This window comes from Stenotrophomonas sp. Sm6012, assembly GCF_030985895.1.
In the GTDB taxonomy this organism is placed as follows: Bacteria; Pseudomonadota; Gammaproteobacteria; order Xanthomonadales; family Xanthomonadaceae; genus Stenotrophomonas; species Stenotrophomonas forensis.
On the sequence record NZ_JAPTFX010000138.1, the window covers coordinates 1 to 12,920 of the forward strand.

14 protein-coding genes and 1 tRNA gene are annotated in these 12,920 nt (G+C 66.8%); 8 read left to right on the top strand and 7 right to left on the bottom strand.

Going from position 1 to position 12,920, the window contains the following annotated elements; translation table 11 throughout:
* Positions 1–113 precede the first annotated feature (113 nt).
* From fabF to O0J73_RS18320, 7 genes are all read left to right on the top strand, one after another.
* On the top strand, positions 114–1,376 hold the full coding sequence (fabF, locus tag O0J73_RS18290; protein WP_308309316.1) for a beta-ketoacyl-ACP synthase II: 1,263 nt from the start codon (positions 114–116) through the stop codon (positions 1,374–1,376).
* A gap of 154 nt (positions 1,377–1,530) precedes the next feature.
* Positions 1,531–2,895 carry an aminodeoxychorismate synthase component I gene (locus tag O0J73_RS18295; RefSeq protein ID WP_308309317.1) on the top strand — a complete coding sequence of 455 codons (1,365 nt, stop codon included), beginning with the start codon at positions 1,531–1,533 and terminating at the stop codon, positions 2,893–2,895.
* A 90-nt stretch (positions 2,896–2,985) separates the two neighbouring features.
* Positions 2,986–4,047 (top strand): endolytic transglycosylase MltG, encoded by a 1,062-nt coding sequence (mltG, locus tag O0J73_RS18300; RefSeq protein WP_004154649.1) that lies wholly within the window; start codon positions 2,986–2,988, stop codon positions 4,045–4,047.
* Complete coding sequence (gene tmk / locus O0J73_RS18305) at positions 4,044–4,709, top strand: dTMP kinase (protein ID WP_004154650.1); 666 nt, start codon at positions 4,044–4,046, stop codon at positions 4,707–4,709. Before mltG ends, tmk begins: the two co-directional genes overlap by 4 nt.
* On the top strand, positions 4,706–5,662 hold the full coding sequence (locus tag O0J73_RS18310) for a DNA polymerase III subunit delta' (protein ID WP_133933953.1): 957 nt from the start codon (positions 4,706–4,708) through the stop codon (positions 5,660–5,662). The genes tmk and O0J73_RS18310 overlap by 4 nt, the downstream gene beginning before the upstream one ends.
* Positions 5,659–6,012 carry a PilZ domain-containing protein gene (locus O0J73_RS18315; protein WP_004154652.1) on the top strand — a complete coding sequence of 118 codons (354 nt, stop codon included), beginning with the start codon at positions 5,659–5,661 and terminating at the stop codon, positions 6,010–6,012. Before O0J73_RS18310 ends, O0J73_RS18315 begins: the two co-directional genes overlap by 4 nt.
* A 133-nt stretch (positions 6,013–6,145) precedes the next feature.
* A tRNA-Val gene (locus O0J73_RS18320) sits at positions 6,146–6,220 on the top strand.
* A gap of 83 nt (positions 6,221–6,303) precedes the next feature.
* On the opposite strand, the gene O0J73_RS18325 is transcribed toward O0J73_RS18320, so the two are convergent.
* Both O0J73_RS18325 and O0J73_RS18330 read right to left on the bottom strand, forming a co-directional pair.
* Positions 6,304–6,867 (bottom strand): hypothetical protein, encoded by a 564-nt coding sequence (locus O0J73_RS18325; protein ID WP_004154653.1) that lies wholly within the window; start codon positions 6,865–6,867, stop codon positions 6,304–6,306.
* Between the two features lie 52 nt (positions 6,868–6,919).
* Positions 6,920–7,327: a hypothetical protein gene (locus tag O0J73_RS18330; RefSeq protein ID WP_308309318.1), complete on the bottom strand. Its 408-nt coding sequence runs from the start codon at positions 7,325–7,327 to the stop codon at positions 6,920–6,922.
* A 520-nt stretch (positions 7,328–7,847) separates the two neighbouring features.
* On the opposite strand from O0J73_RS18330, the gene O0J73_RS18335 reads away from it, so the two are divergent.
* A complete protein-coding gene (locus tag O0J73_RS18335; RefSeq protein WP_049457617.1) occupies positions 7,848–8,228 on the top strand; it encodes a tautomerase family protein in 381 nt (126 codons plus the stop codon).
* 31 nt (positions 8,229–8,259) lie between these two features.
* Here O0J73_RS18335 and O0J73_RS18340 read toward each other — a convergent pair whose 3' ends face one another.
* From O0J73_RS18340 to O0J73_RS18360, 5 genes are all read right to left on the bottom strand, one after another.
* A complete protein-coding gene (locus O0J73_RS18340; protein WP_308309319.1) occupies positions 8,260–9,333 on the bottom strand; it encodes a contractile injection system protein, VgrG/Pvc8 family in 1,074 nt (357 codons plus the stop codon).
* Positions 9,324–9,539: a tail protein X gene (locus tag O0J73_RS18345; RefSeq protein WP_053508642.1), complete on the bottom strand. Its 216-nt coding sequence runs from the start codon at positions 9,537–9,539 to the stop codon at positions 9,324–9,326. The genes O0J73_RS18340 and O0J73_RS18345 overlap by 10 nt, the downstream gene beginning before the upstream one ends.
* Positions 9,523–9,990 (bottom strand): phage tail protein, encoded by a 468-nt coding sequence (locus O0J73_RS18350; RefSeq protein WP_004154659.1) that lies wholly within the window; start codon positions 9,988–9,990, stop codon positions 9,523–9,525. The genes O0J73_RS18345 and O0J73_RS18350 overlap by 17 nt, the downstream gene beginning before the upstream one ends.
* Positions 9,991–9,992: 2 nt before the next feature.
* Positions 9,993–12,455 (bottom strand): phage tail tape measure protein, encoded by a 2,463-nt coding sequence (locus tag O0J73_RS18355; protein ID WP_308309320.1) that lies wholly within the window; start codon positions 12,453–12,455, stop codon positions 9,993–9,995.
* Positions 12,456–12,575: 120 nt separating this feature from the next.
* Positions 12,576–12,866, bottom strand: a complete 291-nt coding sequence (locus O0J73_RS18360) for a phage tail assembly protein (protein WP_004154663.1) — start codon at positions 12,864–12,866, stop codon at positions 12,576–12,578.
* Positions 12,867–12,920: the final 54 nt, after the last annotated feature.

Sequence of the window (12,920 nt, forward strand, 5' to 3'; positions counted from 1 at the left end):
GCCCGCCCCCCACCGCACCCCATGGGGCCGCTGTTGCGGCCCCGTGTGTTTGGGCATCACATCGAAGCAAACCGAGTTACCCGTAGAAACCATCCGGGTCAGGAGAAACAGCAATGAAGCGTCGCGTCGTCGTAACCGGCCTGGGTATCGTCTCGCCGTTGGGCAATGATCTGGCCAGCAGCTGGGAAGGCATCACCCACGGTCGTTCGGGCATCGGTCCGCTGACCAACGTTGCTGATGCCTATCTGGACCGGTTCACCACCAAGATTGCAGGTGAGGTCAAGGGATTTGACATCACCGCCGACAATGAACTGTTCGGCAAGTTCCGGGTCAGTGGCAAGGATGCCAAGAAGATGGACCCGTTCATCCATTACGGCCTCGGTGCCTCGTTCATGGCCCTGCACGATTCGGGCCTGGAGATCACCGACGCCAATGCCGAGCGCATCGGTGCCATCGTCGGCGCTGGCATCGGCGGCCTGCTCGGCATCGAAGAGCAGACCATCGAGTTCCACGAGGGCAAGAAGATCTCGCCCTTCTACGTGCCCAAGACCATCATCAACATGCTTCCGGGCCAGCTGAGCATCATCACCGGCCTGAAGGGCCCGTCGTTCTCGGCGGTGTCGGCGTGCGCGACCTCGAACCATTCGATCGGTACCGCGATGCGCATGATCCAGTACGGCGATGCCGACGTGATGGTGGTGGGCGGTGCCGAGCGTGGCTCGTCGCCGACCGCCGTGGGCGGCTTCTGTGCGATGAAGGCCATGAGCACCCGCAACGATGCCCCGGAACAGGCCTCGCGCCCGTGGGACAAGGACCGTGACGGCTTCGTGCTGGGCGACGGCGCCGGCATCCTGATCCTGGAAGAGTACGAGCACGCCAAGGCACGTGGCGCGAAGATCTACTGCGAACTGGCCGGTTTCGGCGCCAGCTCCGACGCGTACCACATGACCGCACCGAGCGAGAACGGCGAAGGCGCCGCGCGCTGCATGGTGATGGCGATGAAGGACGCCGGCGTGACCCCGGAACAGGTGGGCTACCTCAACGCACACGGCACCTCCACGCCGCTGGGCGACCTGGGCGAGACCATGGCGATGAAGACCGCCTTCGGCGACCACGCCTACAAGATGATGGTCAGCTCCACCAAGTCGATGACCGGCCACCTGCTCGGCGCCGCCGGTGGCGTGGAAGCGATCTTCTCGGTGATGGCGCTGCAGGACAACGTGATCCCGCCGACCATCAACCTGCAGCAGCCGGGCGAAGGCTGTGACCTGGACTACGTGCCCAACGAAGCACGCCAGGCCAAGGTGGACGTGGTGATGTCCAATGGCTTCGGCTTCGGCGGCACCAACGGCACGCTGATCTTCAAGCGCATCTGACCGGTGCGTGGCGGCGGGCAATTGCCCGGCACCGCCTTGGTAGAGTCGAGCTTGCTCGACTGGACGTGTGCCGCAGTCGAGCAAGCTCGACTCTACATACGAAGAAGCCGCCGCAAGGCGGCTTCCGTGCATCTGATTCCCTGAGCTGGCCGCCATGACCCACGCACCGCTGATCCACCCGCTGCCGCACCCGATCGATCTGCTCGCCCTGCAGCAGCACGATCCGGCGCGCTTCCCGCTGTTGATGGAGTCCACCGCCTCGGGTACCGCCCAGGGCCGCTGGAGCCTGCTGCTGGCCGCACAGGGCGGTGTCCTGCGCTTGGATGCCGATGGCCAGGTGCGTGACCAGCACGACGCCGTACACGCGGGCAGCTTCCTGCAGGTGCTGGACAGCGCCTGGCAGGCCGAACGCCTGCCGCATGACGGCAGCCACAGCCTGCCGTTCCGTGGCGGCTGGGCGCTGATGCTGGACTACGAAGTGGCCAGCCAGATCGAACCGGTGCTGCCGGCGCGCGCGCGCGACGACGGCCGCCCGACCGCGCTGGCGCTGCGCTGCCCGGCGGCGGTGCTGCACGACCACCACAACGATGCCAGCTTCGTGATCGCCGAAGCGGGCCAGCAGGTGCTGCTGGATGCACTGGTGGCACAGGCCTCGGCCGCGCTGCCCGAGGCCGGGCTGGGCTGGCAGCCGCCGCAGTCGGTGGGCGAGGATGCGCCGCAGCTCTTCACCGACGGCGTGCGTCGGGTGATCGAGTACCTGCGTGCCGGCGACGTGTTCCAGGTGAACCTGTCGCGGCGCTGGAGCGCCCGGTTCGCCGCGCCGGTCAGCCCGCAGGCGCTATATGCACAGCTGCGCCGCGCCAACCCGGCACCATTCGCCGGCCTGTTCAGCGCGCATGGCCGCCACGTGGTCAGTTCCTCTCCGGAGCGGCTGGTGTCGGTGCATGCCGGCCATGCGCAGACCCGTCCGATTGCCGGTACCCGTCCGCGGTTTGAGGGCGATGACGATGCCGCACGCATCCAGGAGCTGGTCGGCCACCCGAAGGAGCGTGCCGAGCACGTGATGCTGATCGACCTGGAGCGCAATGACCTGGGCCGCATCTGCCTGCCCGGCACCGTGGTGGTCGATGAGCTGATGACCGTGGAGAGTTACGCCCACGTGCACCACATCGTCAGCAACGTCAGTGGCCATCTGCGCCCAGAGGTCACCCCCGGCGAGGTGATCGCCGCGACCTTCCCGGGCGGCACCATCACCGGCTGCCCGAAGGTGCGCTGCATGCAGATCATCAGCGAGCTGGAGCAGGTGCCGCGCGGTGCCTACACCGGTGCGTTCGGCTGGCTGAACCGCGATGGCGACCTGGACCTGAACATCCTGATCCGCACCGCCGAAGTGGAGGGCCACGAGGTCAGCTTCCGCACCGGCGCCGGCATCGTGGTCGATTCGGACCCGGACAAGGAACTGGACGAGACCCGGGCCAAGGCGCGCGGCCTGCTGCGCGCACTGGGCCAGCAGGGGTAGGCGCACTACCGGGGTGTCTGCCACCCCGGTCATGACCCCAATCCACCGGCACGGTATCCTGCACGACGGAATCGAGTTCAGAGGTAGTCCATGGCGGGAGCCAAGCGCGGGTGTCTGTTCGTGGTAACGCTGGTGGTGGTGCTGGCCGCCGTCGTCGCCGGTGCGGGCGCGTGGTTCTTCTACCAGCAGACCCAGTTCGCCGACGCGCGGATCACCCCGACCGCCGAAAGCGTGGTCATCGCCAGCGGCGATGGCATGAACAGCGTGCTGCGCAAGCTGCGCGAGGCCGGCGTGGACGAAGGCCAGGATGCGCAGTGGCAGCTGCTGGCGCGCCAGCTCGATGCCGCCGGCAAGCTGAAGGTAGGCGAGTACGCGCTCAGCGCCGACCTGACCCCGCGCGAACTGCTGCTGCGCATGCGCGCCGGCAAGGTACTGCAGCACCGCGTCACGATCGTCGAGGGCTGGAACATCCGCCAGCTGCGTGCCGCGCTGAAGCGCGCCGAGCCGCTGCTGCACACCACCGACACGCTTGATGACGCGGCCCTGATGCAGCGTCTTGGTTTCGGTGGCCAGCATCCGGAAGGCCGTTTCCTGCCGGAGACCTACGTCTACCAGCGTGGCGACAGCGACCTGGATGTGCTCAAGCGTGCCCACGCGGCGATGGAAAAGGCGCTGGACGAAGCCTGGGAAAGCCGCGCACCGGACCTGCCGATCAACACGCCGTACGAACTGCTGACGATGGCCTCGATCATCGAGAAGGAAACCGCGCTGGCCAGCGAGCGCCCGCAGATTGCCGGCGTGTTCATGCGCCGCCTGAAGATCGGCATGCGCCTGCAGACCGACCCGACCGTGATCTATGGCATCGGTGCCGCGTATGACGGCAACATCCGCCGCCGCGACCTGACCACCGATACGCCCTACAACACCTATACCCGTGCCGGCCTGACCCCGACCCCGATCGCCATGCCCAGCCGAGATGCGCTGATGGCGGCCGCGCAGCCGCTGTCGGGCGACGCGCTGTACTTCGTCGCCGTCGGCGATGGCAGTGGCGCGCACGTGTTCTCGTCCAGCCTGGACCAGCACAACGCCGCCGTAGCCCGCTACCTGCAGCAGCTGCGCCGGCAACGTACCCAGGAGACCCCGGCGCAATGAGTCCCGCGCTGCTTCGCCACCCGCGTTTCGTCAGCCTGGAAGGCGGCGAGGGCGCGGGCAAGACCACCGCCATCAATGCCATCCGTGACTGCCTGCGCAGCCACGGCCACGAGGTGGTGCTGACCCGCGAGCCGGGCGGTACGCCGCTGGCCGAGCGCATCCGCGGCCTGGTGCTGAAGCCCGATGCCGAGATCGCCGCCGAGCCGCTCAGCGCCGAAGCCGAGTTGCTGCTGGTTTTCGCCGCGCGCGCGCAGCATGTGCGGCAGGTGATCCAGCCGGCGCTGCAGCGCGGCGCCTATGTGCTGAGCGATCGCTTCACCGATTCCAGCTATGCCTACCAGGGCGGCGGCCGCGGGCTTGATCCGCAGTGGATTGCCGATCTGGAACGACGCGCGGTCGGCCTGCTGCCCGGCCTGACCCTGCTGCTGGATGTGGATGTGGCCGTGGGCCGCGCGCGCGCCAACGGCCGTGACCTGTGGCCGGACCGCATCGAGAGTGAGCAGGACGATTTCTTCCAGCGCGTGCGCGCCGTGTTCCGCAGCCGCGCGCAGCAGGATCCGCAGCGTTTCGCGCTGATCGACGCCGGCCAGGTGCAGGCGCGCGTGGCAGCCGATGTGGTCGTGCGCGTCGAGCGCTGGCTGCAGGACGGGGAGGGCGCATGAGCACGTTCTCGCCATGGCAGCAGCGCGCGTTCGAGCAGACCGTGGCCGCGCTCGATGCCGATCGCCTCGGCCACGGCCTGCTGATCTGCGGCCCGGCCGGTCTGGGCAAGCATGAGGTGGCGCTGGCGCTGGCTGACCATGTGCTGGCACGTGGCGACGCTGCACATGCCACGCGCACGCGCCAGCTGATCGCCGCCGGCACGCATCCGGACCTGCAGCTGGTCAGCTTCATTCCGAACAAGAGCGGCGACAAGCTGCGTACCGAGATCGTCATCGAGCAGGTACGCGAGATCACCAACAAGCTGGCGCTGACCCCGCAGTACGGCGTGGCGCAGGTGGTGATCGTCGACCCGGCCGATGCGATCAACCGCTCGGCGGCCAATGCGCTGCTGAAGACGCTGGAAGAGCCGCAGCCGGGTCGCTACCTGTGGTTGATCAGCAGCGACCCGGCGCGCCTGCCGCAGACCGTGCGCAGCCGCTGCCAGCGGCTGGAGTTCAAGCTGCCGCCACGCGAGGAAGCACTGGCCTGGCTGCAGCAGCAGGGCCACAGCGAAGCATCGGCGCGCGAAGCGCTGGACGCCGCGCGCGGCCATCCCGGCCAAGCCGACAACTGGCTGCGCGAAGATGGCCTGAGCCTGCGCCGCGAAGTGGGCCGCGAGCTGGAGCAGCTGGCCGCCGGCAAGACCGGCGCGGTGGAGCTGGCGCAGAAGTGGTGCGGTGATGACAACGCGGCGCTGCGCCTGCGCTTCGCTGCCGACCTGGCACTGGCCCAGGCCAGCACCGATGCCTTGACCACGCCGGAGCGATTGCACAAGCTTGCAGCCTGGTTCGATGCGGCCAACCGCACCCGCGACCTGCTGCGCACCACGGTGCGTGCAGACCTTGCGGTGGTCGAGTTGCTGCTGGCCTGGAACAAGGTGAACGAGCGGCCTGCCGCAAGGGGAAATCGATGAGTGCCAGCAACGCCCGCCAGGGCATCCTGTCCCTGGCCGTGAAGGACAAAGCCGCGCTGTACAGCGCGTACATGCCGTTCGTGAAGAATGGCGGCATCTTCGTGCCCACGCCCAAGCGCTACTTCCTGGGCGACGAGGTGTTCCTGCTGCTGACCCTGCCCGATTCCAGCGAGCGCCTGCCGGTAGCCGGCAAGGTGATCTGGGTGACCCCGGCCGGCGCGCAGGGCAACCGCACCGCCGGCATCGGCGTGCAGCTGGCCGATGGCGCCGAAGGCGAGGGAGTGCGCCACAAGATCGAGACGATGCTGGCCGGCCTGACCAGCTCGGACAAGCCGACCCATACGATGTGAGGCGCCGCTGGGCGGTTCTGTAGAGTCGAGCCACGCTCGGCTGCGTGCCCCGGAAAACGCCCGTGAACACGAATGTGAAAAATGGTTGACGGCCTCTGAAAAGCCCCTATAATGAGCGGCTCAGCAACACACCGGGCGGTTAGCTCAGCGGTAGAGCATTGCCTTCACACGGCAAGGGTCACAGGTTCGATCCCTGTACCGCCCACCATGTTGCAGAACAAAAAAAGCCTCCAGCAATGGGGCTTTTTTGTTGCCTGGGGTTCCGTGGCGCCCGCCGAAGCGGGCTCCGTCTCAGCCCGGATCCTCCAGCCGTTCGCGGGCCATCATCGCCACGCCATCCAACAGGTCGTGGCCGCTGCCGGCCTGCACCACCACCGCCAGCAGGCTGCGGCCCACTACGGCATTGCCGCCGCTCAGCTCCATCTCGCCTTCGAAGCACACATCGCTCAACCATTCATGCGCCTGCTGCAGCCCGCGCTTGCGCGCGCGGCTGAACTCCGCAAGCAGCTTTGCCCGGCCAGCTTCGTGTTCGCCATCGGCAAGCAGGCCGATGGCACCGCCGTGCGCCGCGCGCCACACCGCAGGCAACGGACGACCGTTCTCGTCCACCACGTCTGCTGACAACTGCGCGCAGTACACCTCATAGCGCTTGCCCGCCGTGCTGGCCGGAACGACGCCGGCTTCGGCCAGCAGGCGCTCGGCTTCATGCAGGTGATTGAACTTCAACCGCAGCAGGGCAGCGCGGCTCACCTGCTGGGCGAGCGCCTGCTGGTTGGCGGCAAACCAGACGTTCCAGCCGACCGTTGCACGGCCTTCCAGGGCGGCCTTGAAGTACTCCAGGTGTTCGGCGTCCATTGCGGTCTCCTGCGATTCCCGGCGTGATTGTAGCCACGTCGCGACCGAGCGCTCAGGCGGCGCCACCTTCCAGGCAATGGTTGGCCTCGCGCACCAGCTGCCGTGCGGCCACGATCAACCCGTCGGTGTGGAAGGCGCCCAGCTGTTCATCCGGGCCGGCCTCGCTACGCGCGCGGTCGGCGGCCTGCAGCAGATCGAGCAGTGCGGTGAGCCCCGCCATCGAGCGGCGCAGCGACGCGTGATGGCTCGCGGCAAGGGTGAGGCTGCTGCACGGCTGCCCATCCTCGCCCTCGGCGTTGCTGATGGCGTTGAGGCAGGCGAAGAACGTGGGTGACTGCACGGGCAGGTTCTGTTCGTCCAGCGCGCACTCGATCTCGCGTGCGATGTCGTCGAGAACCTGGTTGGCGATGTCGGCAATCAATGCGTACAGGCGTGGAAACGATGCGGCTCGTTTGGTCATGGCAAAATCCTCACTGGCGTAAAGCCACCTTCGGAGTGAAGGTGGCGGACGGTGCGGGTTGGCGTACCAAGGCAAACGAACTTCCATCGAGAAGAAGGCCTGGCGGATCTGTCGATCCCCACGCACCGGCCGCCATTGAAGGCAGTCGGTGCATTCTCTCTGCTGCGGCGTGAATCGCAGCGATGGAAGTTCATTCGTTTATTCGAGACGCCAATCCCGACCAAGGCGTGCTGCCTTGGCGAGGCGATCATCGATCCGCCTGAAGACGGAAGTCATTGAGGAAAGTTGCAACAACGCCAGCCATGACGGGACTCCACCCCCCCCATAAAGCAATCCGCGCCTTGCCTGAACGAAGCAGCGCCGCTACACGGCCCAGGTAGATGGCAATCACGTCACCCGGCGCAGGTGTCGTCGAACGTGCCATCCATGAAAGCAGACGTTCCATCCATGCGCTGTGCCGCCGCTTTCGACGGGCGTAGTCTCGGCTCACTGCCGTCCCACCTGGCCCTGGAGCCCCGCCATGCCGCTCGCCCGCATCGATCTTCGCAAAGGTAAATCCGCCGACTACCTGCAGCGCGTGGGTGAAGCCATCTACCAGGCCATGCGTGCGGTGGGCGTGCCGGAGAACGACCGCTTCCAGATCTTCCAGCAGCACGACCCCGGCACGCTCGTTTACGACCCGGGCTACCTGGGCGTGGACCGCACCGACGACTTCATCTGCATCCAGATCACCTGGAACGAAGGGCGCACGCTGGAGCAGAAGAAGGCGCTGTATGCGGGCATCGCCGAGGGCCTGCACGCGGCGGTGGGTATCCGCCGCGAGGATGTGTTCATCAACCTGGTGGAAGTGAAGAAGGAGAACTGGTCGTTTGGCAATGGGGTGGCGCAGTACGTGAGTTGATGTGCAAAAAGCATCCACGCATGGCGTGGATCTACACTTCGCTGGCTACCTGCTCGCCTTCGGTGGCCGCGGCACTGCTGGCCGCCTTCACCGCGTCGGCACTGTTGGGTTGTTCGCATTCGATGCGGGTGACGTAGCCCTCGCTGCCGATGCTGTGCTCGGCGCGCTTGACCAGCCACTGGCCATCCACGCCCTCGCGGAACCCCTGCATCACCACGGTGGCTTCGGCCATCAGTGTCTCGCGGCCGGGCAGGGTGTAGCTGAGCGTCCGCGTCTGCCGTGCCTGTTCGCGATGCTTGGCGCGTGCCGCCGCCTCTGCGCTCTCCCGGTCGGCATAGGCCATGCGCAGGCGCATGATCGGTTCACCGCTCCCCACTTTCACTTCCTGGCGCTTGGCACTGCGCACGTCGCGGTAGTAGGCAATGGTGGTACCGGCATCTTCGCGTGCGGCAAGGGTTACCCGATAGTCGCTGCCGTCGGCCGGGGTGAGGGTGACATCGGGAATGCGCTCGCCGCTGGCGCTGGTGGATTCGCCCCGCTTCACGAACACCAGGCGCCCGCCTCCGGGCTTGGCGATGGCATCGTGCTGTTTGGCCAGGCGCAGCAGCAGGTTCATGTCCGACTCCTGCGACTGCACCGTCAGCGGCAGCACGATGGACGCCAGCGATGCGCTCACCGCTGCGTTCAGCCCATGCTCGCCGGCCATGCGCCGCACCATGTCGCCGATCGTGGTGCCCTTCTTCCAGGTGCGTGTCTTCTGCGTCTGCAGGTCGCTCTTGCCCCCCTTGCTGGTCTCGAACGGTGCCGCCCGGGCGCGCAGCGTCATGCTGCCGGGAAAGCCGGAGATCTCCACCTCGTCGCAGATGTACAGGCCCACGCGCCGCACTTGGCCGTCATAGCCGATGAAGGCCTCCAGTTCCGCGCCCACCGGTGGCAGCTGGATCGGATCGGACGGATCATGGTCGGCCAGCTGCAGTTCCAGCGTGTCGGACGTGTTGCCGGTCTCGTCGGTGATGCGCAGCGACTTGAAGCGCACCATGATCTTGTCGGTGATGTCCTGGCTGTTGGCCACCACGCGGAAGGCCGGTGCGATGTTCAATCCCACAGGGCCACTCCCTTGCGCTCGCTGGCCGGGCGCTGCACCTCCGGCAGGGTGATCGCCACGCCGGCAGGCAGCACCGGGCCGCGCGCGGCCAGGCCCGGGTTGGCGTCGAGTACCGCGCGCAGGATGGCTGGTGACTGCTCGCCATAGTGCGCATACGCGATACGGTCGACGACGTCGCCGTCGCGGGTGTTATACGTTCGTGCCATCGCTGTGCTTCCGCAGTGAAAGGGTGAATTCCTGTTTCAGGATCGCGCTGTCGGCGGTGAACTCGCTGGCGGTGGCATCGATCTTCTCGATGACCCACAGGCCCAGGTTGCCGCCCTTGCCGGTCAGCAGTCGATGAGGCGTGCCCTGCGCGGCCAGCCTGCGCAGCTGTGCGAGCTCATTGCCGGCGCCGCGGAACTGGTAGTAGATGACGCCAGGCAGGGTCATGCTGGCCGAGCCCGGTCCGGTGTACTGCAGGGCCGCCATCTGGCCGACGCGGTCCTGCGCCTGCCAGCGATACTCGTTGGACTGCTGGATCTCCCGGAAGACCGCGGTGTTGAGGCTGAACTTGAAGCCGCCCAGCATCAGCAGGACCGGGGCGTTGCCGGAGTCGTTGGCTTTGAACTGCGACAGCAGCTTGTCCACTGCGCCGGTTACGAATTCGCGTTTCATGCTCAGTTCCTGTCTGCCAGGCCACCACGGGCGGTCACCGCGCTGCGACGCTGCAGCTCGTCGGCCGTGCGGCGCGCCACCGCTTCGCTGGATTCGCCTGGCTGCTGGTGGATGGTGATGTTGTTGGTCTGCTGCTGCTGCACCGTGGTGGCGCTGCGCGGGGTGGGCGAAGGCATCTCCGGTGCGGCACGCCCGGCCGGTGTACCAAAGGCATTCGGCATGCGTGGCTGCACGCTGGCGCTGTGCATGCTGGCGGGCGCGAGCATCACCGGGGGGAGCTGTATGCCGCCGTTTGCGCGTATCGCGCCGTAGGCATCGGCCGCGGTGTTCACACCAAACGCGATCTTGTCCTTGGCGGTGCCCAGCACGCCCCCGACCTTGTCCATGATGGTGCCCACCACCTTCATGAAGGGGGCCATCTTGGTCATCATCGTGTCGATCACGCTGCTGACCTTTGCTGCAACCCAGTCCCAGGCACTGCCGAAGGTGACGACGATGAATCCGGCCACGGTGCCGATGACCTCGCCGATCATCCTGAAGACCTCGGCGACGAAGCCAGCGACATGGATGACGGCGCGGAAGTTGAGCATGAGTGCTTCGCCCACCAGCTTGCCGATCTCGCCCACGCGGGAGAGTTCGTTTCCGGTGTACTGCGCCGGGGCCAGCATCCGCGACAGCCAGTCCCAGGCCTGCCCCAGCAGGGCACCCACGGCCTCCCACGCCGGACGCAGCGGCGCAACGGCATTCACCAGTTCTCCCATCGCGGAGGTGCCCGCACTGCTGAGACCTTCCCATACACCGCCGAGGAAGGCCTTGATCGGCTCCCAGTACTTGCGGACGAGCAGGGCACCGGCAGTGAGCGCGGCCACAGCTACCGCGATAGGTCCGCCACCAATGGCCCCCACTGCGGTGGCGACGACGCGGAACACCGAGGCGATACGCATGGCCATCGGGCCGAAGCGCCCCAGCTGGGCCAGCAGGTTGCCGGCACGGAACAGCTGGAAGACCTTCTGCACGCCCAGGATCGGACCCTTCACGAACGTCCAGGCGTAACGGGCACCGAGTACCGCGCTGCGCATGGCAAGCATGCCCACCACCACCTTGGTGGTATTGGCGATCAGCTTCGGATTCTCGGTCACGAAGGTGGTTACGCCGTTCAGCAGTTCGGTCAGTTTCACCGCGGCGTCGCCGACCGCGGGCAGCAACGCCGCACCAAAGGCCTTGGACAGGTTGTCCACGGCGATCTTCGCGCCCTGGATCTTCTCCGGGTCGGTCTGCATGGCATTGGCATAAGCCGCATCGGTGGTTCCGGCAGAGCCATTGAGCGCCTTGTCGCGGATCCGGGTGTACTGGTCCCAGTTCTGGATCATCGGGCCGACGAAGTTCTTCGCCTGTGCATCGCCGAACAGCTTGCCGATCTTCTGCTGATCGCCGGCCGTGGCCTGGATGATGGCCTGCATCGCAGCGTCGAACGGGTTGCCACCGCTGCTCTGCGCGTCGCTGATGACCTTGCGCAGGTCGAGGCCGAATCCCTTCTTGGCCTTGGCCTGGAGCTCGGGCGACATGATCGATGTCATGAAGCCCTTCATCTGGGTGGCTGCCTGGTCAGCGCCGCCCGCGGACCTGCGCGTGGCTTCCAGTGCCGCGCCCATGGTGGCCGCTGCGGCGTTGCCCTGCAGCTTCAGTGCCTGGAACGAGGTTCCCAGCACCGGCATCACCTTGGCCATGTCCTTCAGCCCCAGCCCGCCCTGGCGGCTGCTGACGACCAGGACATCCAGCGCCGACTGCATGTTGGCAGGGTCGATGTCGAATGACTGCTGCAGGCCAACGGCAGCGCTGGAGACGTCGTCGATCCCCGTACCGGTGACGGTGGCGGTGCGGCCGATGGCGCGCAGGCTGGTCTGCGCCGACTGTGCATCCATGCCGGCGTCGACCAGCAGCCGGATGGCGCGCTGCAGGTCATTCGCCTTCTGGTTGGTGTTGCCGGTCTCGGCCAGGATCGTCCTGCCCAGCGCCTTGACCTGGCCGTTGTCCAGGCCCGCTGCGCTGCCGATCTGCTGGTTCTGGCGGGCGAAGCTGGAGGCGTTCTCGACCGGCTTGGCCAGCTGGGTCACTGCGCTGCCGAGCAGGGTGCGTGACTCCTTGAAGGAGGCTCCCAGCTTCTTGCGGCTACGCAGATTGGCGGTGCTCGCCTTCTCGACGCGCTCCAGGCCGGTCTGCACCTTGCGCAGGCGATCGCCCTCGCTGGAGAGCCTGGCGTACTCCTGGCGCAGCCCGGCAACGTTCTGCTTGAGCTTCACCAGCGAGGGGTTCGCCTTGCTCATGGAGCGCTGCTTGCGCTCCAGCCTGTCCAGTTCGCTGCCGATCTTCTTCAGTCCATCCTCGGTGGAGGACAGCGCGGACTTCAGCGAGCCCGAGATCGAGCCACCGATCGTGATCGTTGTCGTTTGAACGTTACTCGCCATGTACCGGCAATCCTTGTATCCACCAGATGAACTTCGACACCCGCAGCGTCATGATTTCGCGCAGGCCCCAGCCGGTATGGCCGGCCAGGGCGAGCACTCCCTGCCTGATCTGCGGCAGGGTCAGGTGGTAAAAAGCGCGACCCCCGACTGCAGGCGGGCGTAGTCGCGCAGCGGCAGCTTGCGCAGGTCGTCCGGCGGGATCTCGCACAGGTTGGCGATCATCCGCACCTCACGCTGTGCATCGCTGCCCTTGTCATCCTGGAAGCGCTCCATGTCTTCCACGGTGGGTTCGCGCATGCGCAGCACGGCGGTCTCCACGCCATTGACCTGGCGTGGGCGGGTGAGGGTGACTTCGGCATAGCCATCGCGTTCGATGACGTGGTCGTTGGCGGTCTTGGTCTTGCTGGACATGGATGTGTTCCTGGAAATCGAGGGGGCGCGATGAAGGCGGGGGGGGGGGGGGGC

Bases quoted from the DNA above. Each gene is read 5' to 3' on its own strand.
- O0J73_RS18345 (WP_053508642.1), bottom strand. From the start codon at position 9,539: ATGGCACGAACGTATAACACCCGCGACGGCGACGTCGTCGACCGTATC.
- tmk (WP_004154650.1), top strand. From the start codon at position 4,044: ATGAGTCCCGCGCTGCTTCGCCACCCGCGTTTCGTCAGCCTGGAAGGC.
- O0J73_RS18330 (WP_308309318.1), bottom strand. From the start codon at position 7,327: ATGACCAAACGAGCCGCATCGTTTCCACGCCTGTACGCATTGATTGCC.
- O0J73_RS18335 (WP_049457617.1), top strand. From the start codon at position 7,848: ATGCCGCTCGCCCGCATCGATCTTCGCAAAGGTAAATCCGCCGACTAC.
- O0J73_RS18360 (WP_004154663.1), bottom strand. From the start codon at position 12,866: ATGTCCAGCAAGACCAAGACCGCCAACGACCACGTCATCGAACGCGAT.
- O0J73_RS18315 (WP_004154652.1), top strand. From the start codon at position 5,659: ATGAGTGCCAGCAACGCCCGCCAGGGCATCCTGTCCCTGGCCGTGAAG.
- O0J73_RS18350 (WP_004154659.1), bottom strand. From the start codon at position 9,990: ATGAAACGCGAATTCGTAACCGGCGCAGTGGACAAGCTGCTGTCGCAG.
- O0J73_RS18325 (WP_004154653.1), bottom strand. From the start codon at position 6,867: ATGGACGCCGAACACCTGGAGTACTTCAAGGCCGCCCTGGAAGGCCGT.
- O0J73_RS18355 (WP_308309320.1), bottom strand. From the start codon at position 12,455: ATGGCGAGTAACGTTCAAACGACAACGATCACGATCGGTGGCTCGATC.
- O0J73_RS18310 (WP_133933953.1), top strand. From the start codon at position 4,706: ATGAGCACGTTCTCGCCATGGCAGCAGCGCGCGTTCGAGCAGACCGTG.
- mltG (WP_004154649.1), top strand. From the start codon at position 2,986: ATGGCGGGAGCCAAGCGCGGGTGTCTGTTCGTGGTAACGCTGGTGGTG.
- O0J73_RS18295 (WP_308309317.1), top strand. From the start codon at position 1,531: ATGACCCACGCACCGCTGATCCACCCGCTGCCGCACCCGATCGATCTG.
- fabF (WP_308309316.1), top strand. From the start codon at position 114: ATGAAGCGTCGCGTCGTCGTAACCGGCCTGGGTATCGTCTCGCCGTTG.